The organism is Erythrobacter insulae (assembly GCF_007004095.1).
In the GTDB taxonomy this organism is placed as follows: Bacteria; Pseudomonadota; Alphaproteobacteria; order Sphingomonadales; family Sphingomonadaceae; genus Erythrobacter; species Erythrobacter insulae.
Genome location: NZ_VHJK01000001.1, coordinates 1,245,929 through 1,272,116, shown reverse-complemented (window position 1 = coordinate 1,272,116; position 26,188 = coordinate 1,245,929). Strand labels below are relative to the sequence as shown.

Annotated in this window: 25 protein-coding genes and 1 tRNA gene; 13 read left to right on the top strand and 13 right to left on the bottom strand. The window is 58.3% G+C overall.

Annotated elements, in window-relative coordinates:
* Positions 1 to 10: 10 nt before the first annotated feature.
* The 7 genes from FGU71_RS06080 to pepN all read right to left on the bottom strand — a co-directional run bounded on the left by FGU71_RS06080 (position 11) and on the right by pepN (position 9,208).
* On the bottom strand, positions 11 to 1,927 hold the full coding sequence (locus FGU71_RS06080; RefSeq protein WP_142787732.1) for a cation:proton antiporter: 1,917 nt from the start codon (positions 1,925 to 1,927) through the stop codon (positions 11 to 13).
* 85 nt (positions 1,928 to 2,012) lie between these two features.
* Entirely contained in the window at positions 2,013 to 2,564 is a 552-nt protein-coding gene (locus FGU71_RS06075) for an adenine phosphoribosyltransferase (protein ID WP_142787731.1), read from the bottom strand.
* Between the two features lie 94 nt (positions 2,565 to 2,658).
* Positions 2,659 to 3,522, bottom strand: a complete 864-nt coding sequence (locus tag FGU71_RS06070; protein WP_142787730.1) for a cytochrome c1 — start codon at positions 3,520 to 3,522, stop codon at positions 2,659 to 2,661.
* A 52-nt stretch (positions 3,523 to 3,574) separates the two neighbouring features.
* A complete protein-coding gene (locus FGU71_RS06065; RefSeq protein WP_142787729.1) occupies positions 3,575 to 4,918 on the bottom strand; it encodes a cytochrome b in 1,344 nt (447 codons plus the stop codon).
* Between the two features lie 55 nt (positions 4,919 to 4,973).
* Positions 4,974 to 5,549: a ubiquinol-cytochrome c reductase iron-sulfur subunit gene (gene petA, locus FGU71_RS06060; RefSeq protein ID WP_142787728.1), complete on the bottom strand. Its 576-nt coding sequence runs from the start codon at positions 5,547 to 5,549 to the stop codon at positions 4,974 to 4,976.
* A gap of 238 nt (positions 5,550 to 5,787) precedes the next feature.
* Positions 5,788 to 6,549, bottom strand: coding sequence for a peptidoglycan editing factor PgeF (gene pgeF, locus FGU71_RS06055; protein WP_142787727.1), 762 nt, complete (start codon positions 6,547 to 6,549; stop codon positions 5,788 to 5,790).
* Positions 6,542 to 9,208, bottom strand: coding sequence for an aminopeptidase N (gene pepN / locus FGU71_RS06050; RefSeq protein ID WP_142787726.1), 2,667 nt, complete (start codon positions 9,206 to 9,208; stop codon positions 6,542 to 6,544). The genes pgeF and pepN overlap by 8 nt, the downstream gene beginning before the upstream one ends.
* A 53-nt stretch (positions 9,209 to 9,261) precedes the next feature.
* Between pepN and FGU71_RS06045 the strand changes: the two genes are divergently transcribed.
* Entirely contained in the window at positions 9,262 to 10,044 is a 783-nt protein-coding gene (locus FGU71_RS06045) for a Rossmann-fold NAD(P)-binding domain-containing protein (RefSeq protein ID WP_142789007.1), read from the top strand.
* A gap of 82 nt (positions 10,045 to 10,126) precedes the next feature.
* Here FGU71_RS06045 and FGU71_RS06040 read toward each other — a convergent pair whose 3' ends face one another.
* On the bottom strand, positions 10,127 to 11,056 hold the full coding sequence (locus FGU71_RS06040) for a DMT family transporter (protein WP_142787725.1): 930 nt from the start codon (positions 11,054 to 11,056) through the stop codon (positions 10,127 to 10,129).
* A gap of 10 nt (positions 11,057 to 11,066) precedes the next feature.
* Complete coding sequence (locus FGU71_RS06035; protein WP_142787724.1) at positions 11,067 to 12,077, bottom strand: threonine aldolase family protein; 1,011 nt, start codon at positions 12,075 to 12,077, stop codon at positions 11,067 to 11,069.
* 52 nt (positions 12,078 to 12,129) lie between these two features.
* Between FGU71_RS06035 and FGU71_RS06030 the strand changes: the two genes are divergently transcribed.
* Entirely contained in the window at positions 12,130 to 12,432 is a 303-nt protein-coding gene (locus FGU71_RS06030; RefSeq protein ID WP_234035666.1) for a GNAT family N-acetyltransferase, read from the top strand.
* On the opposite strand, the gene FGU71_RS06025 is transcribed toward FGU71_RS06030, so the two are convergent.
* Genes FGU71_RS06025 through FGU71_RS06015 form a run of 3 tightly spaced genes read right to left on the bottom strand, consistent with a single transcriptional unit; the run spans position 12,429 to position 15,804 of the window.
* The gene (locus FGU71_RS06025) at positions 12,429 to 14,036 is read right to left on the bottom strand and encodes a PH domain-containing protein (protein WP_234035665.1); all 1,608 of its coding nucleotides are present in this window, start codon (positions 14,034 to 14,036) and stop codon (positions 12,429 to 12,431) included. The two genes, FGU71_RS06030 and FGU71_RS06025, sit on opposite strands and share 4 nt — an antisense overlap.
* On the bottom strand, positions 14,033 to 14,590 hold the full coding sequence (locus FGU71_RS06020; RefSeq protein WP_142787722.1) for a PH domain-containing protein: 558 nt from the start codon (positions 14,588 to 14,590) through the stop codon (positions 14,033 to 14,035). Before FGU71_RS06020 ends, FGU71_RS06025 begins: the two co-directional genes overlap by 4 nt.
* Positions 14,591 to 14,634: 44 nt before the next feature.
* Positions 14,635 to 15,804: an acyl-CoA dehydrogenase family protein gene (locus FGU71_RS06015; protein WP_142787721.1), complete on the bottom strand. Its 1,170-nt coding sequence runs from the start codon at positions 15,802 to 15,804 to the stop codon at positions 14,635 to 14,637.
* Between the two features lie 114 nt (positions 15,805 to 15,918).
* Between FGU71_RS06015 and FGU71_RS06010 the strand changes: the two genes are divergently transcribed.
* Positions 15,919 to 16,671, top strand: coding sequence for an SDR family NAD(P)-dependent oxidoreductase (locus FGU71_RS06010; RefSeq protein WP_142787720.1), 753 nt, complete (start codon positions 15,919 to 15,921; stop codon positions 16,669 to 16,671).
* A gap of 79 nt (positions 16,672 to 16,750) precedes the next feature.
* On the top strand, positions 16,751 to 17,551 hold the full coding sequence (locus FGU71_RS06005; protein WP_234035664.1) for a hypothetical protein: 801 nt from the start codon (positions 16,751 to 16,753) through the stop codon (positions 17,549 to 17,551).
* Between the two features lie 94 nt (positions 17,552 to 17,645).
* Here the strand turns inward: FGU71_RS06005 and FGU71_RS06000 are convergent.
* Positions 17,646 to 17,720: transfer RNA gene (locus tag FGU71_RS06000), tRNA-Thr, on the bottom strand.
* A gap of 90 nt (positions 17,721 to 17,810) precedes the next feature.
* Here FGU71_RS06000 and FGU71_RS14085 point away from each other — a divergent pair.
* The 9 genes from FGU71_RS14085 to lspA all read left to right on the top strand — a co-directional run bounded on the left by FGU71_RS14085 (position 17,811) and on the right by lspA (position 26,187).
* Positions 17,811 to 17,960, top strand: a complete 150-nt coding sequence (locus FGU71_RS14085; protein WP_185960209.1) for a hypothetical protein — start codon at positions 17,811 to 17,813, stop codon at positions 17,958 to 17,960.
* 43 nt (positions 17,961 to 18,003) lie between these two features.
* On the top strand, positions 18,004 to 18,690 hold the full coding sequence (gene gpmA / locus FGU71_RS05995) for a 2,3-diphosphoglycerate-dependent phosphoglycerate mutase (protein WP_142787719.1): 687 nt from the start codon (positions 18,004 to 18,006) through the stop codon (positions 18,688 to 18,690).
* A gap of 10 nt (positions 18,691 to 18,700) precedes the next feature.
* The gene (gene purE / locus FGU71_RS05990; protein ID WP_142787718.1) at positions 18,701 to 19,195 is read left to right on the top strand and encodes a 5-(carboxyamino)imidazole ribonucleotide mutase; all 495 of its coding nucleotides are present in this window, start codon (positions 18,701 to 18,703) and stop codon (positions 19,193 to 19,195) included.
* Positions 19,195 to 20,274 (top strand): 5-(carboxyamino)imidazole ribonucleotide synthase, encoded by a 1,080-nt coding sequence (locus FGU71_RS05985; protein ID WP_142787717.1) that lies wholly within the window; start codon positions 19,195 to 19,197, stop codon positions 20,272 to 20,274. The genes purE and FGU71_RS05985 overlap by 1 nt, the downstream gene beginning before the upstream one ends.
* Entirely contained in the window at positions 20,271 to 20,792 is a 522-nt protein-coding gene (locus FGU71_RS05980) for a dihydrofolate reductase (RefSeq protein WP_142787716.1), read from the top strand. The genes FGU71_RS05985 and FGU71_RS05980 overlap by 4 nt, the downstream gene beginning before the upstream one ends.
* Positions 20,792 to 21,718, top strand: coding sequence for a bifunctional riboflavin kinase/FAD synthetase (locus FGU71_RS05975; protein WP_142787715.1), 927 nt, complete (start codon positions 20,792 to 20,794; stop codon positions 21,716 to 21,718). The genes FGU71_RS05980 and FGU71_RS05975 overlap by 1 nt, the downstream gene beginning before the upstream one ends.
* On the top strand, positions 21,715 to 22,764 hold the full coding sequence (locus tag FGU71_RS05970; RefSeq protein ID WP_142787714.1) for a glycerophosphodiester phosphodiesterase family protein: 1,050 nt from the start codon (positions 21,715 to 21,717) through the stop codon (positions 22,762 to 22,764). The genes FGU71_RS05975 and FGU71_RS05970 overlap by 4 nt, the downstream gene beginning before the upstream one ends.
* 67 nt (positions 22,765 to 22,831) lie before the next feature.
* Positions 22,832 to 25,654, top strand: a complete 2,823-nt coding sequence (gene ileS, locus FGU71_RS05965; RefSeq protein WP_142787713.1) for an isoleucine--tRNA ligase — start codon at positions 22,832 to 22,834, stop codon at positions 25,652 to 25,654.
* Entirely contained in the window at positions 25,654 to 26,187 is a 534-nt protein-coding gene (lspA, locus tag FGU71_RS05960; protein ID WP_142787712.1) for a signal peptidase II, read from the top strand. The genes ileS and lspA overlap by 1 nt, the downstream gene beginning before the upstream one ends.
* Position 26,188 lies beyond the last annotated feature (1 nt).

The following is a 26,188-nucleotide window of genomic DNA, read 5'->3' as shown; positions in this document are numbered from 1 at the left end:
TTTTGATGGGTTACGTGGTTTGCGCGCTCGGCGCAGACGGATCGCCTTTTGCCTTTGCACTCTCTTTAGCGGCCCGTTTTGCCGCCTGTTCCTCAGGCGTTTTTGACTGGGGCGGGGTAAATGAGATGACGGTGTCACCCGGTCTTGGTTCAGGCCGGGCAGCGTGGGTAAAGAAGCGCAAGTTGCCGCCCTGACGGACGAGCAGGAGGACGTTTGCGCTATCGGGAAGCTTCTCTTTCGCCTGTTCGAAATCAAACTCTTCGGACAGCTTTGTCTTGCGGAAAACCCAACCCTGTTGCTGACGTTCGCCGACATCGGTGACGCCAAATCCGCTTTCGAACAACGCTCGGCCGCGAATACTCTCCGGCAGAGCGTGTTTGTCATCCTCATCGGCGCTTTCGCCCAATTGATAAACGCTGTCGCGGCCTATTTCGTGTGCAAATTCATTGCAGACCAACGCATTATATGCCTCGTTATCGGTGGCCGCGACGAGCACCTGAAATGGCGTCAGGTCAAGGTTGTGCTCGGTCGCCTCGTTCAGGATTTCGCCGTGATAAAACGGCAAGCCTTCGCGCCGGGCAGCGCCCAGCCTTTGCCAACTGGGATCAACGATCATGACCGGCGTCTTGATCGCCTGCATCTCCTTTGCCAGCGAGATGGTCCACGGAGTCGAGCCCACGATGAGCAGGCCCGGACGCGACGTGCCTTTTACCTTGAGCCATTTGGCAACGATATTGATGCTGAACCCGTGAGCCACGACGGTTGTGACGACCACAGCAAAGCTGAGCGCGGTGAGAAGCTGCGCATCGCCATAACCCAGATCCGCAAGGCGCAGCGCGAACAGGCCGGATATAGCGACCAGAACAATACCGCGCGGGGCAATCCATGCGACAAACAAACGCTCGTTCCACGGCACCGAAGAACCAAGCAGGCTGATAATGACCGTAAGCGGGCGCACCAGAAACAGCAGCGCAAGCATGAACAGAGCAAATCGCATACCGACCTCGGTAGTCGGATCGAGCTTGACCAGATCGCTCCAGCTCAGGCTCGCGGACAACAGGATGAATATGCCTGAGACAAGCAGGACAGCGATGTTCTCTTTAAAAGGATGGATTGAGCGGATGCTGGCAAAGCCGGTATTGGCCAGCGTGATGCCCATTACGGTTACCGCGACAAGACCCGCCTCGTGCTCGATCTTGTTCGTCAGAACGAACACAAAGATCACAGAGATGAACAGAACCGGGACTTTGAGATATTCAGGGATCGCACCGCGCGGGAAAATATAAGCGATAAAGCGCGCCGCAGCATATCCTATCAACCCAGCCAATATGGCTGCGATGATCAACGGCGGGACCACTTCGACCAATGACGCATTCGGGCTTTCCGAGACGCGGCGGAAATATTCATAAGCAATCACAGCGCACAGGGCGCCGGTAGGATCGTTGACGATGCCTTCCCATTTAAGGATCGAATTGGGCCGCGTTTGGACATTGGCCTGGCGCAAAAGCGGGATCACAACCGTCGGTCCGGTCACGATCAAGATGCCGCCAAACAGGACGGCAACGGGCCAGGCGAGACCGGCGATTTGACTGGCCGCCAACGCGCCGAGCGCCCATCCGACAACAACGCCGATCGTGGCCAAGCGCCAGACCGCGCTTCCCGAATGGCGCAATTCGCGCAGATCGAGGCTAAGCCCGCCTTCGAACAGGATCAGTGCAACACCGATACCGATGGCCGGATCCAGCAAGTCACCAAAGGCTGCCTCTGGATCGAGCAAGCGAAAGCCGAGTTCGCCAGCAACGGGTCCGGCCAAAAAACCAGCGGCAAGCATAAGCACAATCGCTGGCCAGCCGGTGCGCCATGCGATCCATTGCGCCCCGACACCGAGGACGCCGATTGTGGCAATGACAAGTGCTTGCGATTCCATGTAATTTCCCGTTGGCCCCGCCCTTATAATGGACAGAGCCGGTCTCCGTTCCGAATTGCACCCGCTATTTATACAGACCCGCGTGCTAGTCGCCTTCAAATTCCATCAAGGTTTCGACCTCAACATCGGCTCCGCGCAGTTTATCAGCGCCGCCCAAATCGGGTAAATCGATCACAAACAAGGCGTGGGCGACCTTGGCTCCGGCGGTCCTCAGCAATTGTGCCGCCGCCAGCGCGGTTCCGCCGGTGGCGATCAAATCATCCACGATGACAATGTTTTCACCGTCACCAATTGCGCTGGGATCAACCTCCAATCGGTCGGTCCCGTATTCGAGCGCGTAATCAATGCCTATGGTTTCAACGGGCAATTTGCCCGGCTTGCGAACAGGCACAAAACCGATCCCCAATTCGACCGCGACCGCCGCGCCAAAGATAAAGCCGCGCGCTTCCATGCCCGCAATCTTTTGCGCGCCGCATGACTTTGCCATCGCGGCAAGATGCCGGACGCTATCCGCCATGCCCCGCGGGTGGCGGATCAAAGTTGTGATGTCGCGGAATTGTATGCCCTCGGCGGGAAAGTCCGGGATTGTTCGAACAAGCGCTTTCAATTCGGCAGGCGTGAGCAGCGGTGCAGTCATTCAAAACCCCTTATGATCGCGCCTTCAAAGCAAAACGCCCCGACATCCGCAAGGGAAGCCGGGGCGTTTAATCCATTGGCTTGGCGGGAAGCCGTTATTTCTTCTTCGGCTTTTTACCTGCCCATACCTGCTTGTAAGAAAGATAGGCGAGGCCGGTTGCAAACAACAGGAATGCAATCACGAACCAACCGGTCTGTTTCCGTTTGATCAGGCTTGGTTCTGCGGTCCACGTAAGGAACGCAGCAATGTCAGCTGACATCTGCGGCACGGTTGCCTCGGTGCCATCATCATATGTGATGCTGCCTTCGTAAAGCTGCGGAGGCATGGCGAGGTTTACGTTGGAAAACCAAGGGTTGAAATAGAGGCCCATCGGGGTCTCAAATCCATTTTCCTGTGCCGCAGCGAGCTTTTCCGGATCCGGATCAACATAGCCATTAAGCAGCGAGTACACATAGTTCGATCCGTCTGCGCGCGCTTTCGTGATGAGTGAAAGATCAGGCGGGATCGCATTGTTGTTTGCGGCTGCGGCAGCAACATTATTCGGATACGGGTTCGGGAAATAATCCGTTGGCTCTGCGGGACGCATAATTTGTTCGCCCGTGGCCGGATCGATGCCCGGTACGTTCCATGTTGCCGCTTCGGCGCGGACTTGATCTTCGCTGTAGCCAAGCTCTGCAAGGTTACGGAACGCGACATATTTCAGGCCGTGACACGCGGAACAAACCTGCTTGTACACGGCATAGCCGCGCTGAAGCTGAGCATAATCCCATTTGCCAGCGGCGCCGGCAAAGGAGAAACCGCCTTCCGGGGCTACGGGGTCTTCTTTGAAGACGTAATAGGCCGGCTTCTCCGCAGGAGGCCCCGTCACCAGATTGATGACGCCGGGCACCAGCGACCAGAGGACGAGAACGGCGGTAATGCCGATTCCTGCCAGAATGCCTGCTAAACGGATTGTCATGACCTAACTCTTTCTCGTTATCGGGTCAGTAAAATGGGCGTGACCGAGTTTATCAGGCGGGCAGTGGTTGCACTGCGGCTTGCGGGTTGTCCCCACCGCCATCTGTACCACCGGGCACCTCATCGGAACCGATTACGGCTTCGGTGATGGAGTACGGCAGCGGCTTTGGTACTTCGATCTGGCTGATGATCGGCAGGATCACCAGGAAGTGAAGGAAGTAATAGGCCGTGAAAATCTGGCTCAGCATCACGTAAGGCTCTTCAGCCGGCGCGCCGCCACAGATCGTGAGGACGATCATTGTCGGGATCAGACCGAACCAGAAGAACTTTTTGAACATCGGACGATAATGCCCCGAGCGTACCGGGCTCTTGTCGAGCCATGGCAGGAAGAACCAAACCAGGATCGAACCGAACATTGCGATCACACCCAACAGCTTTGCCTGGATCAAGACGATGCCGGTGAACGGAATAGTCAGATCGCCGGTGAAGGCACGCAGGATCGCATAGAAAGGCAGGAAGTACCATTCAGGAACGATGTGCGCTGGGGTCGAAAGCGGGTTCGCCTCGATATAGTTGTCCGGGTGACCCAGAGCGTTCGGCAGGAAGAACACCATGAACGTGAAGAAGATCAGGAAAACGCCGAGTCCGAACCCGTCTTTCGCCGTGTAATACGGGTGGAACGGGACGGTATCGCTCTCTTTCTTCACTTCAACGCCGGTCGGGTTCGAGGAACCCGGAATGTGCAGCGCCCAGATGTGGAGGATAACCACACCGGCAATCACGAACGGCAGCAGGAAGTGCAGCGAGAAGAACCGGTTAAGCGTCGAATCGTTCGGCGCATATCCGCCAACCAGCCATACCTGAAGCGGCTCGCCAACCAGCGGGATGGCACCGAACAAGCCGGTAATAACCTTCGCGCCCCAGAAGCTCATCTGGCCCCATGGCAGAACGTAGCCCATGAATGCGGTCGCCATCATCAACAGGAAGATGACCACGCCGAGCAACCAGATCATCTCGCGCGGGGCCTTGTAGGATGAATAATACAGGCCGCGGAAAATGTGCAGATAGATGACGATAAAGAAGAAGCTGGCTCCGTTGGCGTGCGCATAGCGCATCATCCAACCCCAGTTCACGTTGCGCATGATGTGCTCAACCTGACCAAAGGCGACTTCGGTGTTCGATGCATAGTGCATCGCCAATATGACGCCGGTGACGATCTGCAACATGAGACAGAACCCGGCGAGAACGCCGAAATTCCACATATAGTTGAGATTACGCGGCACCGGATAGCCAGCGCCGATAGCGTTATAGACAAGACGCGGCACAGGCAGCTTCTCATCAATCCACTTTGTAAATCCGCTTTGCGGTTCGTACTGCTTGGCCCAGGCAAAACTCATAATGGTCTCTCGGTTATCAGCGTGAAATCAGTGTGTTCGAATTAGATACGCAGCATTAGCCGACGCGGATGACGTCGCCATTGAAAGCATATTCAGGAACGGCAAGATTGGTTGGCGCCGGACCTTTGCGAATGCGGCCAGCGGTATCATAATGCGAACCGTGGCACGGGCAGTAATAGCCGCCAAATTCGCCTTTATTTTCGCCTTCCGCTGCGCCCAGCGGCACACAGCCGAGGTGGGTACAAACGCCCATGGTGACGAGGACATCTTCATATCCCACTTGGGTACGGTCAGCGAGGGTCTGGGGATCGCGAAGTGAGCTTGCATCGACTTCATTCGCTGCAGCGATTTCTTCAGACGTCAGACGCTTGATAAAAAGCGGCTGATCGCGGAACGTGGCCTTGATCGTCTGGCCTGCCTCAACCCGTGAAATATCAACATCGGTTGTACTCGCGGCCAGAACATCGGCAGTTGGCGCCATCTGGCTTACCAGTGGCAGCAATACAGAAGCACCGCCAACTCCGGCAGTGCCAAGCGCTGCGATGTGAATCCAGTCACGGCGGCGTACGCCGTCTTCACCTGCTACTTCAGCAGCGTTCTCTACAGTTCCGGCTCCGCTCGTGTCAGCCATCTTGCCTTACCTTGCTCGTAATCCCGCGGATGGCGACGTGCCAGCGCGGAGTTGATGTCAAACTGTGTCACAATCCGGGAGCCAGGAATTAGATCAAAGCTCCAGAAAGTTGAACCTCAAGCGCTTCAGATGCTCAAAGGTTCCGGCTTGACGGGCCAATAGCCACAAAAAATTGGAAATCCAACTGTGTTTTCAGCACACCCTGTTCGTTTTGCTGCAATCAGAGCGTCGAAAATCGCTATTCAAACCCAATCATACTGATTTGCCTACCATAATTCGGCTGGCCCGTTTGCGATGCGCGCCGGTATGAATAATAGCGCGCAGCCTCGGCATAGGTGTCACGCGCGACATCTTCGATGATGCTGACCTCGGCTCCGGTCAGCTTGGCAGCGCAATAGGCCGTCAGGTCGAAATGCCAGCGCGCCTTGCCTTCGCGCGCCGGGGCCGGGCTGAAATGCGCGGCGTCATCAGTGCTGAAATGGGCGCGGAATGCTTCGTCTACTTCGTAACTCGGCCCCGCAATCGTCGGACCGATGGCCGCGCAGATACGCGAACGGTTTGCCCCGATCTGTTCCATCGCTTTGATAGTATTTTCCAGGATTCCGCCCTGCGCGCCGCGCCACCCGGCATGGGCCGCACCGACCACGCTTGCCTCAGGATCGGCGAGCAAAACCGGTGCGCAATCCGCCGTCACGATCGCCAGGACCAAACCAGGTGCGGCGGTGACTAGTGCATCGGCAACCGGCCGCCCCTCTGCGGTATCCTCCCAAGGCTCTTTGACCGTAATTACGTCTGCGGAGTGGACCTGATGCGGGGCGACGATCCGCCCGCCCGCCTGCACCGCATTGGCAGCATCGGCGCGCGCCATGTGAACTGCGGCGTATTTGCCGGGACCGCCATAGCCGAATTGAAACGCGCCGTCCGAACTGCCGAAAAAGCCGTGCGGAATACCGCCCAGCGCCTTAGCCCGGTCGATCACGAATGTCGGTACATCAACCATCGAGCGAGCGGGTGACCTGCTCGAAAGTGTCACGCGAAAGACCTTCGGCCTTGCTGATCCGTTCCAGCTCGGCCTTCATCAGGCCAGCCCGGACAGATTCGATCCGTCTCCACCGACCAAGCGAAGGCACAAACCGCGCCGCAGTTTGCGGATTGATCGGATCAAGCGCGAGGATGACGTCGGCGATCATGCGATAGCCAGACCCATCGGCTGCATGAAAACCCTGCGGGTTGCCGGCAAACGCCATGTAGAGTGAGCGCACACGGTTCGGGTTTTTCATGGTGAAATCGGGATGCTGCGCGAGCTCCCTCACCTGACGGATAACGTCTGGATGCAGCGACAATGCCTGCAGCGTGAACCATTTGTCGATCACCAGATCGTTGTCCTGATAGCGATCATAGAACGCTTTGAGGCGCGCATCACGCTCCGGCGTTGCGAGACCGCACAGTACCATCAAAGCGCCCTGACGGTCGGTCATATTGTCGGCCGCGTCGAATTGACGGGCCGCCATAATTGCCGCGCGTTCCGGGTCACTTGCAGCGAACAACCCTGCGATAATGGTCTTTACTTTACGCGCACCGCGGCCCGCCGGATCGTCATATCCGGTGTCTGCCGTGCGCGCATACAGCCCTTCCAGTTCTCGTTTAAGGGTGACGCCGATAGCCGTCTTGAGCTGCTCGCGCTCATTATGGATCGCGCCCGGATCGGCTTTGCGTGTGCCCGTCGCCATCGCTTCGAACAGGTACGTTTCGCTGGGCAGCGTCATCAATTCTGCGCGCATACTGTCATCGAGATCGGCGTCGCTGATGATAGCCCGCATCGCATCACAGATCGCGGTTTTGCCCGCAGCTCTGCCCGCTTCATCAAGATCGCCGCTCGCCGCCGCGACCAAATGTTTCAGCGCCAGTTCCTGCATGGCCTCGTAACGCGCGAACGAATCGTCATCCGACGCCGCCAGAAAGACAAGATCATCGCGGTCGAGGTCGCGATCAATAATAACCGGAGCGGTAAAGCCTCGGTTGATCGACACCACCGGCACAGGGCCGGCGAGCGGGAGATTGAATGTCTCCTCGTCCAGTTTCAGCACGATCAACTGTTCTTCGCCGATGGCGCCCGTTTCGCGGCAATGAACCGCGACCCGCAGCGGAATTGGCATTGCCGCTTTTACATCCTGACCGGGCGTGGGAGGGACCGTTTGTTTCAACGTGAGAACAACACCGCCATCCTTCAATTCCTGACTCACTGCGACACGCGGCGTACCCGCCTGGCGATACCAGCGGCGAAATTGTGACAATTCCAAACCGGCACCATCTTCAATCGCACGGATGAAATCTTCGCATGTCGCCGCCTCGCCATCGTGGCGATCGAAATACAGATCTGTACCGGCGCGAAAACGCTCAGGCCCTGCCATGCTCCGCATCATGCGGATCACTTCGGCACCTTTGTTATAAACCGTTGCAGTGTAGAAATTCGAGATTTCGCGGAAACTGTCGGGCCGGATCGGATGCGCCAGCGGGCCGGCATCCTCGGGGAACTGGGCCGCACGCAAAATGCGCACATCTTCGATCCGTTTGACCGCTTCGCCCTGCATGTCCTGACTGAACAATTGATCGCGCAGAACGGTAAAGCCTTCTTTCAGGCTCAGCTGAAACCAATCGCGGCAGGTGATCCGATTACCCGACCAGTTGTGAAAATATTCATGCGCAATCACGCCTTCGACACCGTCAAAATCGGCATCGGTCGCGGTGTCTTTATCGGCCAGAACATATTTGGTGTTGAAGACATTCAACCCCTTGTTCTCCATCGCGCCCATGTTGAAATCGCTGACAGCAACGATGTTGTAGAGGTCGAGGTCATATTCGCGCCCGAACGTCTCCTCGTCCCACTTCATCGATTTCTTGAGCGACTCGACGGCGTGATCAGTGCGCGGCAAATCTTCTGCACGGACCCAGACATTCAGATCAACTACGCGGCCAATCATCGTTGTGAAGGTGTCCGAATTGGCGACCAGATCGCCTGCGACCAGCGCAAACAGATAGGACGGCTTGGGCCATGGATCATGCCATTCTGCCCAATGAATGCCATCATCGCCATCCCCGGATGCAGTGTTGTTGCCGTTGCACAGCAGGATCGGGAATTGGTCCTTCGGCCCTTCCATCCGCACGGTGTAGGTGGAAAGCACATCGGGGCGGTCGGGGAAAAATGTGATCCGGCGGAAGCCTTCGGCCTCGCATTGGGTGCACAGCATTCCGTTTGACGCATAAAGGCCCATCAAAGTGGTGTTGGCGCTGGGGTTGAGCGTGGTCGCAATCGTGATCTCGTGCGAGGTGCCCGGCAATGTCAGCACCAGATCGGATCCGTCCATGGTCCAATCGTCGCTCGCGCCGCCGTCAACCGAAACCGCATCGGGTTTCAGACCGTCTCCGTTCAGGCGCAGCTCCTGCGTCGCCTTGGCTTCGGGGTTCCGTTCGACTTTGAGCGTCGCTGTAACGCGAGTATTTTCAACGCCCAGTTCAAATCGCATCCCTGTTTGCGGGACCAACCACCCGAACGGGGTGTAATCCTCGCGCCGAATTACCGGCGGTTCATGAGGAGTCGGCGCTGCATCGGCGAGTTCGCGGTTGCCATCGGGGTTTGTCGGGGTTGTTGCTATATCCATAGGGTGATGATTTAGGTTGATTTGCTCTCCAGTCCAGAAGCATGGGTAAAGACATGGCGAATTTGTTCATTTTTGGCCTCGGCTACACGGCGAAAACAATCGCTTCTGCGATGGAAGCGCTTGGCTGGAATGTTCAGGCCACAGGCAGCGACGGTGATGTGGATTTTTCAGATTCCGGCGCGGTAAAGGCTGCGCTTGATAAAGCGACCCATGTGCTGTCCTCGGTCCCGCCTGATCGAAAGAGCGGCCTTGATCCGGTGCTCGATACGTACGGCAATTCCTTTGGTGAGGCGTGGTATGGCTACCTTTCGTCAACAGGGGTTTACGGCGATCAACAGGGCGCCTGGGTCGATGAAAGCTCACCCACGGGTACGGGACGGCGCAATGCGCGGACCGATGCCGATGCGCTTTGGATGAAATTGGGCGCACGCGTTTTCAGATTGCCGGGGATCTACGGGCCGGGCCGCAGCGCGCTTGACCGGGTGCGCGATGGCAAAGCGCGGCGCATCGATTTGCCCGGCCAGGTTTTTAGCCGGGTCCATGTCGATGATATCACCAGCGGTGTAGCCGCCGCGCTGACCAGCGATGCGCCAGCCGGAGCCTATAATCTGGGCGATGATCTTCCGGCGAGCGGGAATGCGGTCACCGAATATGCCTGCGGATTGCTCGGCATCGAACCGCCGCCGATGCAGACGCTGGAGGAGGCAAACCTGTCCGAAATGGCACTGGGTTTCTATTCAGAGAACCGCCGCGTTGCGAATGGCAAAGCGAAACGCGTGCTCGATTGGAGGCCGAAATATCCAACCTATGTCGAAGGGCTGTCTGCTTTTGTTTAGGTTTGGTTTAGGTTTGGTTTAGGTTCGGTTTGGGAACGGGCGCGCGCTTTCGCCCATGTTGCTGCCGGGGGGAGCGGCGGCGCTACTGGACGGGCTTTTTCTGTTTCGCCTTGAGCGCGAACACCATCCCGATCACCGCCAGCACCATCCCGCCGATCGTCAGCCCGGTCCAGCGGTAATCCTCGAACAGGGTCGAAATCGCCATCGCCACCGAAATCGTCAGGATCGAATTGTATGCCGTGCGCCCAGCGCCAATCTCGCGCACCAGATTGTAATGCAGCGGAAATGTAACGACCGATCCGATCAGCGCGAGATAGACAATGCCCGCCCAATAGTTTGTGCTGGTCGGCACGGGCGGAGGTCCCGCCGTGATAAAAGCAAAACCGAGGTCGAAGACCGTACCGTAGAGCATCGCCCAAGCCAGCAAGCTGACCATGGGAACAGCGCGGCCTGTCGGATTGGCCTGAATGACATTAGCGACAGAGGCCGCCAGAATACCCAGCATCGCAAGCCCGATACCCAATGCGACATTTCCGCCGACCACGCCGGCATCGGGATTGGCCCGCCATTCATGCACCAACAGAAACGATACGCCGACAATCGCGATTGCGCTGCCGAACAGAAATCCGCCTTGAACTTTCTCGCCCAGAAATATTCGCGCGAACACCGCGTTGGGCACCATCAACAGGCCAAACATCATCGCAACGATTCCAGACGTCACATACAATTCTGCGTGATAGACAAACAGGAAATTGCCGCTGAACTGAAAAATGCCGACCAGCGCGGCGAGCTTGTGTTCGGGCCGCGTCAGGATCAATCGCCGCTTCATCAGATAGGCCACCAGGAACAGCGCCGGTGTCGCCAGCGCAAAGCGGTAAAACACCGACCACGCAGCGGGCACGCCGTCGATCTGTCCCGTGATGACAAACCACGTCGATCCCCAGATCGTACCCGTGAGGATAAACGGCAGGATCACCCGCCAGCTCAACATAGGCGTCTGAGCAGCGCTCATGCGTGAATGCTCATAGCGCAGCGATCGCCTTACTCAGAGCGCTCGCATCTTCGGCGCGGGTGTTCCATGCGGTGACGAAACGGGCAGCATCCGCGCCCCAATCGTAAAATTCAAAACCTTGCGCGCGCAATGCCTCGCGCTCGGCTGGTGAGAGGGTGACGAACAGCTCATTAGCCTCGACGCGGTGCATCAAACGCTGCGCGCAGCCGCTGGCGATGTCTTGCGCGGCGGCATTGGCGTGGCGCGCATTGGCCAGCCATAAATCACCATCAAGCATGGCAAGGATTTGCGCGGCAAGATACCGCCCCTTGCATTGCAAATGTCCGGCGCGTTTGCGGCGATATTTGACCATGTCGGCCTGAGCCGGATCAAACAAAACGACCGCTTCTGCGTTCATCGCGCCATTCTTGATGAAACCAAAAGCCAGACTATCGACACCGCGCGAGGCATCCTTGGCCGAACCGCCCAGAAACGCCGCCGAATTGGCAAAACGGGCACCGTCCATATGCAAACCAAGCCCGCGTTCTCTGGCAAAGGCGGACAAGGCCGCGAGTTCATCCGGAGTGTAACTGCGTCCGTATTCGGTCGCTTGCGTGATCGCGATTGCATGGGGTTGAACCTGATGCACATCATCGCGAATGGGATCGATAAAGGCCGCAATCCCTTCCGGCGTCAGCTTTGCCCCCTGTGCGCCGTGCCCGTCCGGGCAAAGCATCAATTTCGCACCGTGCAGATAAAAGCCCGGCGCACCGCCTTCGTCGACCTCGATATGCGCCTCTTCGTGACAAACCACTGCGCCATGAGGCTGGCATAGTGTGGCCAATGCGAGACAATTCGCCGCCGTTCCGGTCGCCACCCAAAGGCCCGCGCACTCACGCCCCAGCAGATCGGTAAAACGTTCATCCAGCTGCGCCGACAGCGCATCGCCATCATACGGATTATCGGCTTCATCGGCGGCGCGCATCGCCTCCCATACTTTGGGATGAACAGCTGCGGCGTTGTCGGAAAGAAACTTGGTCATGACTAAGCGCCTCTAATGGTCCATGGAAATCTGGCAAGCAGGAGCTGATACTTTGACCGCAACGCACGAAAGCACAATTACGCACCAGCCGCGCGGTGCCGGCGGACGCTATATCGCGGAAATCGCTGGTGAGACGCATACCGGTCACCTTGATTGGGAGCCGCGCGGCGATGACATCCGGATCGCAACCCATACTATTGTCCCGCCCGAAATCGGCGGGCGCGGGATTGCGGCGCAACTGGTGCGCCGGTTGGTGCAGGAAGCGCGCGAGGACGGTTTCAGGATCGTCCCGCAATGCTGGTATGTTGCCAAAAAATTCGATCAGAACCCCGATTGGGCGGATTTGCGCGCCTAAGCGGTTTCCAGCTCGGAAAAATCGGTTGCCGCGATCGTGTCCAGCACTTTGCGGCGGACTTCCAAAGCGCGCTCTATCGGCACACCGGGGATCGAAAACACTCCGCCTGCAAGACCCAGATGCAGCGTCGCATACCCGCACAACCGGGCAATCGGCCCCTGTGCCACTTCGACCGAGTGCAATTTCTTACGGGTCGCAATCTGCGTGTCCGGGGACATTATGCCAGAGCGCGCAATGATCTGTTGTTCATCAAGCGTGTGGCGTTTGAATTGCCATGAATACAGCGCCGCCCCGGCAGAAATCGCCGCGAGGAGAAGCAGGATAGGAACCGCCACCATGATCCATTCCGGACTGGCGATGGCAAGCACAATTCCGGCAATGATCGCAGCCAGCAAAAAGGGCAGCGCATCCATCACCATATGGACTGTGCGATAGGTTTCGCTTGCCCGGTGCCAGTCGGCATCGGGTTTGGGCAGATGGAAACCGGCAATCTCGACCACCGGTTCAATCTCGTGCATCTGCGCAAACGGTGCGACGACGTGACTGGAAGATCCAGCATCCTGAGCCAGACTGACAAATTCCAATTTGTGCCAGCCGAACCGATACCGGATCAAACGTGTACCAATTTTCAGCGCCTGAACACGGTGGATCGGCATGACGACATCCGTCTTTGTAAACAGGCCGCGGCGACGCCGGAAACCGCGCGCCGTGCGCTCCAGCAAAAATCCCCAGTCGCGGGTAAAAACACGGATCATGCCCGTGACCGAGCCGATCACAAAGACAGCAATCAATCCGGCAATTGCGCCTGCAAGCTGCATATACGGACCAAGGGCAGCAATCGTGCTGCCCTGCTCTTCCAAAACCATCTCCCATAATTCTGCGTTGAACAGATCGAGATCGGCAAAGGTTTCGGCATATTGCAGCAGGCCTGCCAGCACCGCGAATACAGCCAGCGAAAATTCGAACAGGCCAAATCTGAAAAGGCGCGGCGGATCCATGGCGAAGATCACTTCGGCAGCGGGCTCCGGTGCTGCGGCCGCAGCATGGCCATCGCCGCTTTCGATTGCTGCTGCGCCCTCATGAGCATCGCGGCGCTCGCGCACCACTTGGCGCAGTTCTTCGCCTGCATCTTCGGTCAAGTACGTCAGACTGAGATCTTCGCCGCCGCCCGCACCGGTTTCAAACTTTACCGCAACCAACCCCAAAACACGCGGGATCAATTTCTGCTCAAGACTGACATCCTGGATACGTTCAAACGGGACAGAGCGTGCCGCGCGGCTCAACACGCCGCTTTCAACGCGGATATCAGCGGTTCCGATCGTGTAAGTAAGGCGCCGCCAGCTGACATAGGTAAACACGCTGCCCGCCACCGCGATAAGCAGGCCGATGCCGATGCCGATCATCAGGCCTTTTGCGCTGATCCCGATCCCGAAAATCGCGGCAGCTGCCGGAAATATCGCGTTTTGCAGGCTGCCCAGCGCGCCGACCAACACGCTTAGCGGCGCGGTGCGTTGCGGCTCCGGTGGCCGATCAGGCCCGTCAGCGGGTCCGCTCGCGGGCTCATCCAAAGGCTTGTGCGCAGGCTGGTCCACGGGCTCGATCACATGCTTTCCTGTTTGATGTGCGCGCGGATTTCTTCGCGCATCTCGGTCGCCAGTTCATGCCCCAGCCCCGGCAGGTTTACCGAAGAATTGTGATTGCCTGCTGTGTGAACTGTCAGCGTGGCGATATCAAAGAACCGTTCAAGCGGGCCCTGATCCACATCAATATGCTGCACCCGCCCGAACGGCACGACCGTATCAGAGCGCCACAGAATACCGCGCACAACCCTCAGGCGATCATTCGAAATCTGGTAACCGCGCGCGATATACCGCCGCGATGGCAGCCGGAGCACAAACACGATCGCAAGGATAAGCACCGCGCCGATCACCACCCCGACGGGCAAAAATGAATTGCCGTTATCAATCAGCGCGCCCTCGATAAACAGAGCGGCGATGAGAAACGGAATCGTTGCAAGCGTAGCCTTGATCCGCAGCACCTTTTTGAAATTGGGATGCAGGCGGGTCAGTTCGGTTTCGTCATCCACTTCTGCACCAAGGCGGGCGGCAGGTGAAGCGGCAGGTGGAGCGAAAGGATCATGCGCAGCTGGTGTTTCCATAGTGTTCTAGATGAACAACACAGCGAGGGATCGCAAGATCAAACCTAGCTGCGCTGATTAAATCGCCGCCCGATCATAGCGCTGGCGATGTTGGTTTTCTGCACATCGATCGCACCGCCAGCAATGCCCCACGCATAAGCATCGCGCAGGCGCTGCTCCATGCCGTAATCCTTGTGATAGCCATATCCGCCCATAACCTGCATGCCGAGGGCGGTGACTTCGCGGACGATTTCATTTGCATAACATTTCGCGACCGAACTTTCATAAACGCTGGGCAGGCCATCGTCATTGCTGGCCGAATTCATCGCTGCACGGTGAATTAGAAGCCGCGCCGCTTCCACTTTCATCGCCATCTCAGCGAGCTTCAATTGCACAGCCTGAAAATCGACAATCGGTTTGCCAAAGGCTTCGCGTTCTTGAGTGTAAGCCAGCGCCTGCTCGAGCGCGGCCGCGGCCACGCCCAGACTTTGCGTTGCATTGCCGCACCGCTCCAGCCCGAATGCGCTCATTAATTTGCCAAAGCCGCCAGCGCCGATAATCACATTTTCGCCCGGCACCTTCACATCCTCAATCGCGAAATCGGCGGTCGGGATGCCGCGAAAGCCCATCAATTCTTCGCGCTTGCCGAACTGCATGCCTGCCATGTCTTTTTCCAACAGGATCGCGCCAATGCCTTTGGCGCCTTGATCCTGCGTAAACCGGCAATAGGTGACGTAATAATCAGAATGTCCGCCGCCGCTGGTCCAGCGTTTGTAACCATTGACGATATAGCCATTGCCGTCGGTCACGGCCTTCGTCTTGAGATCGGTGAGCGCAGTGCCTGCATCCGGTTCCGACATGGAAACTGCCACGATTTTCTCGCCTTTGATCACTTCTGGCAAGACCTTGGCTTTCATCGCATCAGAACCAAACCGCTCGATCGTGCGCACCGGACCGGTCAATGCCTCAAACACCGGAAACGCCACTGCGTTGGAGATTTGCGCGAATTCCTCAAGCACCAACAATGCCTCGATATGACCAAGGCCCAGTCCGCCATATTCCTCTGGCAAATTGACGCCCAGGAAACCCATCTCGCCAAAGGTGCGCAGCATATCGTGCGGAACGGGGTAATCTTTCTCTTCCATGTCCCGCGCCAGCGCCGGCAGCTCTGCACGGGCAAATTTCCGGGCAGTTTCGCGCAGCTCGCGCTGTTCTTCGGTCAATTGAAAATCCATGGTCGCCTATCGCTTGAATGTGGGAAACAGGCAGAGGCGTAGCGTATTTATCGCCGCGGCGTGAGAGGTAAAAACTATCGACGCGGCGCGCATTTTTCCGTTAGGCGGTGCCTCATGACACTTTCAGTAGACCTTGCCGGGCGCAGCGCCCTTATCACCGGCGCCTCATCAGGCCTTGGATCGCGGTTTGGCCGTATTCTGGCCGCCAACGGCGCCAATGTCGCTTTAGGAGCGAGACGCAAGGACCGGCTGGAAGCGCTGGCAGGCGAAATCGGCCCGCAAGCTGCGGCCATCGCCATGGATGTTGGGCGCGAGGCAGATATTATCGCAGGGTTCGATGCTGCGGAGGCGGCCTTTGGAACCATCAACACCGTCATCGCCAATGCCGGTGTTGATGGCGCAGGAATGGCCACCGAAACCAGCGAAGACGAGATCGAGCGCACATTGGCGATCAATCTTAAAGGCGCGATCCTGACAGCGCGCGAGGGCGCAAAGCGGATGATCGCGGCAGGCGTGCCCGATGGCCGGATCGTAATGATCGCTTCTATCACAGCGTTTGAACCTTCGCCCGGTCTGGTCGCCTATTCGGCTAGCAAAGCAGGCGTTGTTCAGGCGGCGCGCAGCATGGCCAAGGAATGGTCCCGGGCAGGGATTTGTGTAAATACGATCTCACCCGGCTACATTCGTACCGCGATCAATGATCAATGGTTCGAAACCGATCAGGGCAAGAAACAGATCAAGCGTTTTCCGAAACAGCGTCTGATGGGCGAACAGGGGCTGGATGGGCCTTTGTTGTTTTTGTGCTCAGGCGCGGCGGAGTTTGTAACCGGGGCGGATTTCGTTCTGGATGACGGGCAAAGTTTGTAGGTTTCGTGTCCGCCCCATGCGGTGCGCCATGGATGCAACGCGCTCGACAAGACGGGGCTGGTCAACCAGTGTCTGCTTTATGAAATCTCTATCGCACACCCGGCCTTTGGCTTCACCGTTTCTGGCCTGGATCACGGCGGCGCTCGTTGGGCTCCTCGCGCCCGCGCTGGCGATGCTCATGCTAATGGATGCTCCCGCTCCCGCTCCTGGTCCCGCGCCGCTCGCATTGGCGAGCGGCCCGATACTGGCGATAGGCCTGATGGGCGTTGGAATGATCACAGCAGCGGCGGCGGGACGGCTGTGGATCGGAGTGTTCCTTGCCCTTTTGAGCGGAGCTGGGCTCATCGCGTTCGCGCAGGCGCTGGGTATGCCGGCCCTTCTGCACCCGCTTTCAACGGGGCTGGCCTTTGTCATCGCAGCCATCAGCTTTGCTGCGCGGGGCGCTCAGTTTGCCCGTAGCGCATCCGACAAGGGCTGGTGGATCGCGGTATTTGTTATCGCGGGGGAGGCCGCAGTCGTGGCAACAGCATGGGCCGATCCGGGTATATGGCCCGATTGGCTGCTGGCCTTGTTACCAGCACAATGGGCCAGCGTGGCGATCCAGACGGCGCTTACCGGTACCGGCACCCGCGCGGCTAGCTCTGCCTTGTTCGCCCTTGCCGGAACTGCAGCGGCGACGCTGCTCGTGGCGCGGCTGTGGCCGCGGCGCTGGCCCTATTTGCTGATGTTCACCGTCTGGCTTGGCCTTTCGGCGCTCGTCTTGCACCGGCCCGGCCCGCCGATGCCACGCGCCGATCTTGTCAGCGCTGCTCTCTCGCCCAAATGCGACCAAATTCAAGGGCGCGATTGCCACAACAGCACGCTTCGCCCGCGGGCTTGATCGGATACGAGGAAGCGTCACCGCGACGATACCCGCGCGGGCAGCACGCCTTTGGCCCCCTTGAAAGGGTGCTTTTTGTACAAAGCTGAAGGAATGGTGCCACGAGAGAGAATTGAACTCTCGGCCTCGTCATTACCAATGACGCGCTCTACCACTGAGCTACCGCGGCGCCTGTTCAAGACGCGCGCCTATCGTTGCGTAGGCTTATAATGTCAAGCGATGCTTGAACCTAAATGCCATTCGCGGCATTGGATTTCGCATGACTGACACTCCGGGAAAGAATCTGTCGCGGGAAGAGCGCCTCGCTGCCAAATTGCGAGAAAATCTGCGCCGCCGCAAAGCGCAGGGACGCGCCATCGATAGCGAATCGCGTGATAACGGGGTTTCCAACGACCACGCCGAGGGCTAACGACGCGAGGAATTTTGTTGGACACCGACCCTGCGGAGACAGAATGCCCAAATTGATCCTTGTTCGCCACGGCCAAAGCCAGTGGAACCTTGAAAACCGTTTCACCGGATGGTGGGATGTTGATTTGACCGAAAAAGGCGTGGCCGAGGCCAAGGCAGCGGGCGCGCTGATTAAAGACAAAGGCGTGCTGCCGACCGCTTGTTTCACCTCCGTTCAAACCCGTGCGATCAAAACCCTTAATCTGGCGCTTGAGGAAGCCGGGCGGCTGTGGCTGCCGGTGACCAAGGATTGGCGGCTGAACGAACGCCATTATGGCGCGCTGACGGGGCTCAACAAACAGGAAACGCGTGAAAAGCACGGCGATGAGCAGGTGCATATCTGGCGCCGCAGCTTTGACGTGCCGCCGCCGCCGATGGAGCCAGGCAGCGAGTATGACCCAGGCGCAGATGCCCGTTATGACGGGATTGATGTTCCCTATACAGAAAGCCTCAAACTGACGATCGAGCGCGTTTTGCCCTATTGGGAAAGCGATATTCTTCCGGTTCTGGCAAGCGGCGAAACCGTAATCATTTCCGCGCACGGCAATTCACTTCGTGCGCTAGTGAAGCATCTTTCGAACATTTCGGACGACGATATCACCGGATTGGAGATCCCCACGGGTCAACCGATCATTTATGATTTTGATGACAACATGGTACCGGGTGAACGGTATTATCTGAAAGACAGCTGAGGATAGCGGGATGCCGAAAGACGGGGGCGCAAAAGTAGCGGTTGTAATGGGCAGCCAGTCTGACTGGCCGACCATGAAGCTAGCCTGCGAAGTTCTGGCCGAGCTTGAGGTTGAGCACGAAGCACGAATCATTTCTGCCCACCGCACACCCGACCGGATGAGCGCATTTGCCAAAGGTGCCGAGGGCGAAGGGTTCGATGTTATTATCGCGGGCGCTGGCGGCGCGGCCCATTTGCCCGGCATGATCGCTGCGATGACTCATCTGCCCGTGCTCGGCGTGCCGGTCCAATCGAAAGCGCTTTCGGGATGGGATAGCCTGCTTTCAATTGCGCAAATGCCCGGCGGCATCCCGGTCGGGACGCTGGCCATTGGCGAGGCAGGCGCGAAAAATGCCGGTTTGATGGCGGCCGCAATTCTGGCTCTGGCGGATGAAGATCTGTCTGAAAGGCTGCAGGATTGGCGCGCAGCGCGCAGCGCCGATGTTGCAGAAACACCGGTAGACTGATGGCTACAGCACCTCTCCCCCCCGGCTCAACCATCGGCATCCTTGGCGGAGGCCAATTGGGCCGCATGATGGCCGTAGCCGCGATCCAGCTGGGGTACCGCGTCATCGGATATGCCCCTGCAGGCGATAATGTCGCAGCGTCGGCCTGCGATGATTTCTTTGAAAATGGCTGGGGAGAGCGTGATGCGATGGCGGCATTCGCTTCGAAATGCGATGTCGTAACGTGGGAGTTTGAAAACGTCCCGCTATCAGCTGTCGAAGCCATCCCCCTAGCGATGCTTGCCCCCCACCCCAAGGCTTTGGGTGTTGCGCAGGACCGGCTCAATGAAAAAAGTTTCGTCGAACAGCTGGGCGCGGTCTGCGCGCCGTATCTCAGGGTTGAAAACGATGATGATCTGCGCCGCGCGGTTGAGCGGATCGGTGCGCCGGGCATTCTGAAAACAGCGCGCGATGGGTATGATGGCAAAGGCCAGTGGCGGATTTCTTCGGCGCATGAGGCAGAGGGCGTTCGTTTCCCCGGTCGCGCGTGCATTTACGAAGGCATGGTTTCGTTTGAGGCGGAATTTTCTGTTATTCTGGTGCGCAGCGTAGCAGGCGAAGTGCGGTTCTGGGACAGCTCGGCCAACACGCATGACAGCGGCATGCTCGTCCATTCGATTTTGCCTGCCGGTGCGCTGATTGAATCGCAGATCGAAAAAGCCCGCGAGATCGCTGCAAAAACCGCCAATGCGCTTGATTATGTCGGTGTGTTGACGCTGGAATTCTTTGCAACCTCGAACGGTCCGGTGTTCAACGAAATGGCGCCGCGCGTCCACAATTCGGGGCATTGGACCATTGAAGCTGCCGCCACGAGCCAGTTTGAAAACCATATCCGCGCCATTGCAGGCTTGCCTTTAGGCGGCACGGCAACCCGCTTTGCCAGCGTCGATATGCGCAATATTGTGGGCGAAGATGCCCTTACCGCGCATCGGATTCTGGCTGAAGAGGGTGAACCTCATCTGCATCTGTACGGCAAACGCGAAGCGCGTGGTGGCCGCAAGATGGGCCATGTCACACGAGTGAGCCACTCTGCCCCGTGAGCTCCGAAATTGTCCTGATCTATGCCCGCGCCGCCAATGGCGCGATCGGTTTTGAAGGCAAACTGCCATGGCACCTGCCGGCGGACCTTAAACGCTTTAAGGCGCTGACCATGGGCAAACCGATGGTGATGGGGCGCAAGACATTTGAAAGCCTTCCCGGCCTGCTGCCCGGACGCCGGCACATCGTACTGACCCGCAAGGAACGCTGGGATAGCGAAGGCGCAGAGGTGGTAGGATCAATCGAAGAAGCGCTTGCATTGGCTCGCCGCGATAATGCCGGCGGAGAGATCGCAATCGTCGGCGGCGCGGCAATCTATGATGTGTTCCGACCGCTGGCCGACCGGATCGAGGTAACCGAAATCCATGCCGATTTTCGCGGCGATACCTTTATGAAACCGCTCGGCAGTGAATGGAAAATCACCGCGCGCGAAGATCATGAAGCGCGGGACGCCCGCCCAGCCTATTCGTTCGTCACCTATCACCGTCACGATGACGACACGGCAAAGGACGTGCGCTAATGCGCTGGCTCGATCATCGCGAGGACATCACCAAGGCGCTGCGCGGCGCTGTGATTGCTCTGGGCAATTTTGATGGGTTTCACAGCGGCCATCAGGCGGTGGCTGGCGAAGCGATTGCGTGGGCTCAGGCCGAAGGCAGGCCCTCTATCATTGCCACTTTTGATCCGCATCCGGTCCGCTTTTTCAAACCCGGTGTTCCGCCATTCCGTCTGACCACGCTTGAACAGCGCCAAGAGCTGTATCTGGCTGCCGGCGCAACTGCGATGCTGGTGTTTCATTTTGACAGGGATTTGGCGGCCACCAGCGCAGAGGATTTCATTACCGAGATTCTGATCAAACGTTTTGGCGCGTATGGCGTGGTCACTGGCGGCGATTTCACCTTTGGCCAAGGCGCAAAGGGCAATGTCGATCTGCTGCGCACCTTCGGCGGCGAGCATGGTTTGAAAAGCCGCGTGGTCGACGCCATTACAGGTCAGGGCGACATCGTCTCCTCCAGCCGGGTGCGCGAAGCATTGCGCGAGGGCAATCCCCAGCTTGCAGCCAATTTGCTGACCCGCCCCTTCGCCATTCGCGGAATTGTTGAACATGGCGACAAGAACGGCCGCAAATTGGGCTATCCGACCGCCAATCTCGCCATAGACACCTATTTGCGCCCGAAATACGGGGTCTATGCGGTGACCGGCAAAGTTCTCAGCACGGGCCAGCTGCTTAAAGGCGCGGCCAATATCGGCATCCGGCCGCAATTTGAGCCGCCCAAGGAATTGCTGGAGCCGTATTTCTTCGATTTCTCCGGTGATCTGTATGGTCAGGAAATCGAAGTCGCATTCCACCACTTTTTGCGCGGAGAGGCCAAGTTCGACAGCCTCGACGCGCTGATGGAACAAATGGAGCGCGACTGCACAGAGGCCAAGCGGCTGCTTTCATGAAAAAATACGCCCTGTGGGCCGGAATGGCGTTTGCCGTTGCTGTCCTGATCCTGTCTGTCACCAATGCAAGCTGGCTTGCGCCCTATCCCGCTGGCGCACCCAAGCAAATCGCCAACCGTGCGATGGCGCCCCAAATAGGCGAGGCTTGGGAAGAAGGCTGCTCAGCAGACCGCATCGAAGCCCCGTATCACCGCCATATCGCAAACACGCGTGACAGCGTGCTGCGCGCGGATCGGATGGGCGCATGGCTGGTCGAGGTGGACGCGCAGCTGACTGCCGATGGCGAAGTCGTGCTTTTGACCGAGTTCAATCTGGATTGCGCCACGGACGGGACCGGCGCGGTGCGCGATGCCACGCTTGAACAAATCACATCGCTCGATGCCGGATATGGTTACCGGGTTGAGGGTGAAAACGAAGAGCAATATCCGTTTCGCGGCAAAGGCTTACGTGTCCCGACGCTCGGCGAAATTGCGACCGCGATCCCGCGTCAGGCGCGATTGATGCTGCATCTGGGCGCGGATGATCCGGCGCTTGCAGAGGCCGTGGCCCGGGCTTTCCAGGCAATCGGCCGCGATCCGCAATCAAGGGGCGATGCCTTTTACGGCGCATCCGCCGCCGTCGCCCGAATCCGTGAAATCTATCCCGATGCATGGGCATTCACCGCCGAAGAAGCGCGGCGGTGCAATGCGGATTACACGCTATCGGGTTGGACCGGATTGCTGCCAGCCAGCTGTCAGGGCCGAACCATGCTGATCGCTCTCGATGATCAGGCCCTGTTATGGGGCTGGCCCAACCGCTTGATCGCGCGGATGGAGGCATATGACGGCACAATCATCATCGAAGGGTCAGGCAGTGCGCGCGATGGCGAGGTGTCCGGCATCACCCTGCCCGAACAGCTCACCGAAATACCCAGCTCTTTCAACGGATATGTCTGGACCGATGACGCTTTCACAACGCTCCCCGCGCTCATCCAGCGATACGATAACCGCACTCAGGAAGAGATCGACGCGAGCCAAGCGGCGCTTGAAAACCGTCGAAAGCGATAGGGCCCCAAAACAACATTGCGCAATGAGGCTTTATCGCGGGCGCGGAATGTCCTAACGGCGCTGTCCTATGTCTGATCAAAAACGCGACCTTAAAGATACGGTCTTCCTGCCGAAGACCGCGTTCCCGATGAAAGCCGGCCTTCCGCAGAAGGAACCGGGCATTGAGGCGCGCTGGCGCGAGATAGATTTATACGCGAAACTGCGTGAGGCGCGGGCCGGGCGCGAAAAGTTCATCCTGCACGATGGACCGCCTTATGCGAATGGCGATATGCATATCGGCCATGCGCTGAACCATATCCTCAAAGACATGGTGTGCCGCACGCAGAACCTGATGGGCAAAGACGCGCCCTATGTGCCGGGCTGGGATTGCCACGGCCTTCCGATTGAATGGAAGGTTGAGGAGAAATACCGCAAGAAAAAGCTGAACAAGGACGAAGTTCCCGCAAAGGAATTCCGCGCCGAATGCCGCGCCTATGCGCAGCACTGGGTCGATACCCAGCGCGAGCAGCTGAAGCGGCTGGGCATCATGGGCGATTGGGACAATCCCTATCTCACCATGGATTTTCAGGCTGAGGCAACGATTGTCGCCGAGCTGATGAAATTTGCCGAGGCGGGCAACCTGTATCGCGGGTCCAAGCCGGTGATGTGGTCACCGGTCGAAAAGACCGCGCTGGCCGAGGCCGAGGTTGAATATGAAGACCTGACCGACAGCCCCCAGATCGATGTGGCGTTCGAGATCATTGAGAGCCCGATTGAGGAACTGATCGGCGCGTATGCGGTGATCTGGACGACGACGCCTTGGACGATCCCGGTGAACCAGGCTTTGGCCTATGGGCCGGATGTTGAGTATGTTGTCGTTCACTACGGCGACAAGCGATACCTCGTTGCCGAAGATCTCTGTTACGCGCTTTCGGTGCGCACCGGCGCTAACGAAAATGGCACTGGAGCACCGGAGAGTAGCGCAGAGAATGTTACAATCTACAAAGGCTCCGACCTAGCCGGAACCAAGGTCCGCCACCCCATGCACCATCTCGGCGGGTTCTATGCGGCCCCGCGCCCGCTGCTTCCCGGCGACTTTGTCACCACCGATAGCGGCACCGGCCTTGTCCATATGTCGCCCGACCACGGCGAGGACGATTTCGAGCTTTGCAAGGCGCACGGTATCAATCCTGTCTTCGCAGTACAGGATGACGGCACGTATCGCGACGATTGGCTGTGGCTTGGCGGCTCGGATGATCGCCGCCGCGCTGTCATCAACAAACCCTTCAACGCGCCGGACGGGCCGATCTGCTCCGACTTGCGCGAAGCGGGCGCGCTGCTTTCGGCCTCCGCCGATTACGCGCATTCCTACCCGCATTCATGGCGCTCCAAAGCCAAGGTGATCTATCGCTGCACGCCGCAATGGTTTGTGCCGATGGACAAGGGTTTGGCAGATGGCGGCACCTTGCGCAGCCGCGCCATGTCCGAAATCGAACGAGTCGAGTTCATCCCTGAAAAGGGGCGCAACCGCATCGGTTCCATGGTCGAAGGCCGCCCTGACTGGGTGCTGTCCCGCCAGCGCGCATGGGGCGTGCCCATCACTTTATTTGTGAAGCCGGACGGCACGTACCTACAGGACCCGGATGTGAATGCGCGCGTCGTCGCCGCCGTCACCGCAGAAGGCGTCGATGCATGGGACGAGGCCCGCAAATCGGAATTTCTCGGCAACGCGCACAATCCTGACGAATGGGAAATGGTCACCGACATCCTTGATGTGTGGTTCGATTCGGGCTGTACCCATGCATTCGTGCTGGAATCGGGACGCTGGCCGGACCTCACATGGCCCGCCAATCTCTATCTCGAAGGCAGCGATCAGCATCGCGGCTGGTTCCAGTCATCACTGTTGCAATCGTGCGCAACGCGGGGCCGCGCGCCCTATGATCAGGTCCTGACCCATGGTTTCACCATGGACAAGGCTGGCAAGAAAATGTCGAAAAGCCTCGGCAACACCGTAAGTCCGTTGAAAACCATGGAGCAGACCGGTGCGGACATTATCCGGCTGTGGGCGCTCAGTGTCGATTTCACCGAAGATCACCGGATCGGCGATGAAATCCTGAAAGGCGTGGGCGATCAATATCGCCGGTTGCGCAACACGTTCCGCTATCTGCTGGGCGCGCTCGATGGATTTATCGGCGACATGTCCGATGGCGGCGAGATCCCCGAGCTGGAATTGTATGTCCTCTCGCTGCTCAGCGAGCTCGATGGCAAATTGCGCAAGGCCGCAGAAGAGTACGATTTCAACACCTACACCCGCCTGCTGGTCGATTTCTGCAACGAAGACCTCAGCGCGTTCTTCTTCGATATCCGTAAAGACACGCTGTATTGCGACGGGCCAGACAGCACGGTGCGCAATGCGTACCGCACGGTGCTCGACCTGCTGTTCCATGCGCTGGTCCGCTATGCCGCGCCGGTGCTGGTCTTTACCGCCGAAGAAGTGTGGCAGACCCGCTATCCCGAAGACGGCGAACAGGAAGGCAGCGTCCACCTGCTCGAATGGCCGCCTGTTCCCGGCGTACCTGCGGACCGCGAAAAGTGGGCCAAACTTCGCGCCCTGCGTGAACGCGTGACCGAAGCGATTGAGCCGCTGCGCCGTGACAAGATGATCCGTTCCAGCAACGAAGCGGTCGTGACCGTGCCAGCCGACGCGGTGCCCGAGGGCGTGACCGATGCACAACTTGCCGAAATGTTCATTACAGGTGCAGTCACGCGCGGCCAAACGGACGACGTGATCGTAGCCAAATCCACCGATAACAAATGCGGACGCTGCTGGCGTCTGCTGCCAGACGTGTCCGAAGACGGCGCGCTGTGCGGGCGCTGCGACAGCGTCGTTGCGGAGATGGATGCGGCATAATGAGCGGTCTTTTCACTCGCAACCGTCTGATTGGCCTTGCTTTTGCGGCGATGATCGCAATCGTAGATCAGGCAATCAAGGCCTATGTCACGGTCACGCTGGGCATCAACACAATCGGCGACAAAATGGACCTGCTGCCATTTTTCGATCTGACCTATACCGAGAATCGCGGCATTTCGCTGGGCATGTTGCAAGCGACGAACATGGAAATGCGCTGGTTGCTGGTTTTGATGACTGCCGCCATTGCGCTGATCGTGTTCATCTGGATGCTGCGCGAAAAGCTGATGGGGGACATCCTCGGCCTCGCTATGATCCTCGGCGGGGCGATCGGGAATATCTATGATCGCTACACATTCGGCTATGTCATCGACTTTGCCGATTTTCATATTGGGGATTTTCGCCCCTTCCTTATTTTCAACGTTGCCGATGCGGCTATCACCATCGGCGTTGTGATCATCCTTGCGCGCAGCCTCTTCATGGGCGAAAAGGACGACAACGAAATGGACGCAGCAAGCGTCCCATCGGAGAATTGAT

Bases quoted from the DNA above. Each gene is read 5' to 3' on its own strand.
- gpmA (WP_142787719.1), top strand. From the start codon at position 18,004: ATGCCCAAATTGATCCTTGTTCGCCACGGCCAAAGCCAGTGGAACCTT.
- pepN (WP_142787726.1), bottom strand. From the start codon at position 9,208: ATGGATATAGCAACAACCCCGACAAACCCCGATGGCAACCGCGAACTC.
- FGU71_RS05970 (WP_142787714.1), top strand. From the start codon at position 21,715: ATGAAAAAATACGCCCTGTGGGCCGGAATGGCGTTTGCCGTTGCTGTC.
- FGU71_RS06045 (WP_142789007.1), top strand. From the start codon at position 9,262: ATGGCGAATTTGTTCATTTTTGGCCTCGGCTACACGGCGAAAACAATC.
- FGU71_RS14085 (WP_185960209.1), top strand. From the start codon at position 17,811: ATGACTGACACTCCGGGAAAGAATCTGTCGCGGGAAGAGCGCCTCGCT.
- FGU71_RS06070 (WP_142787730.1), bottom strand. From the start codon at position 3,522: ATGACAATCCGTTTAGCAGGCATTCTGGCAGGAATCGGCATTACCGCC.
- purE (WP_142787718.1), top strand. From the start codon at position 18,701: ATGCCGAAAGACGGGGGCGCAAAAGTAGCGGTTGTAATGGGCAGCCAG.
- FGU71_RS06010 (WP_142787720.1), top strand. From the start codon at position 15,919: ATGACACTTTCAGTAGACCTTGCCGGGCGCAGCGCCCTTATCACCGGC.
- FGU71_RS06015 (WP_142787721.1), bottom strand. From the start codon at position 15,804: ATGGATTTTCAATTGACCGAAGAACAGCGCGAGCTGCGCGAAACTGCC.
- ileS (WP_142787713.1), top strand. From the start codon at position 22,832: ATGTCTGATCAAAAACGCGACCTTAAAGATACGGTCTTCCTGCCGAAG.
- FGU71_RS06035 (WP_142787724.1), bottom strand. From the start codon at position 12,077: ATGACCAAGTTTCTTTCCGACAACGCCGCAGCTGTTCATCCCAAAGTA.
- FGU71_RS06075 (WP_142787731.1), bottom strand. From the start codon at position 2,564: ATGACTGCACCGCTGCTCACGCCTGCCGAATTGAAAGCGCTTGTTCGA.
- FGU71_RS05975 (WP_142787715.1), top strand. From the start codon at position 20,792: ATGCGCTGGCTCGATCATCGCGAGGACATCACCAAGGCGCTGCGCGGC.
- FGU71_RS06065 (WP_142787729.1), bottom strand. From the start codon at position 4,918: ATGAGTTTTGCCTGGGCCAAGCAGTACGAACCGCAAAGCGGATTTACA.
- FGU71_RS06040 (WP_142787725.1), bottom strand. From the start codon at position 11,056: ATGAGCGCTGCTCAGACGCCTATGTTGAGCTGGCGGGTGATCCTGCCG.
- FGU71_RS06020 (WP_142787722.1), bottom strand. From the start codon at position 14,590: ATGGAAACACCAGCTGCGCATGATCCTTTCGCTCCACCTGCCGCTTCA.
- lspA (WP_142787712.1), top strand. From the start codon at position 25,654: ATGAGCGGTCTTTTCACTCGCAACCGTCTGATTGGCCTTGCTTTTGCG.
- FGU71_RS05985 (WP_142787717.1), top strand. From the start codon at position 19,195: ATGGCTACAGCACCTCTCCCCCCCGGCTCAACCATCGGCATCCTTGGC.
- pgeF (WP_142787727.1), bottom strand. From the start codon at position 6,549: ATGGTTGATGTACCGACATTCGTGATCGACCGGGCTAAGGCGCTGGGC.
- petA (WP_142787728.1), bottom strand. From the start codon at position 5,549: ATGGCTGACACGAGCGGAGCCGGAACTGTAGAGAACGCTGCTGAAGTA.
- FGU71_RS06080 (WP_142787732.1), bottom strand. From the start codon at position 1,927: ATGGAATCGCAAGCACTTGTCATTGCCACAATCGGCGTCCTCGGTGTC.
- FGU71_RS06005 (WP_234035664.1), top strand. From the start codon at position 16,751: ATGAAATCTCTATCGCACACCCGGCCTTTGGCTTCACCGTTTCTGGCC.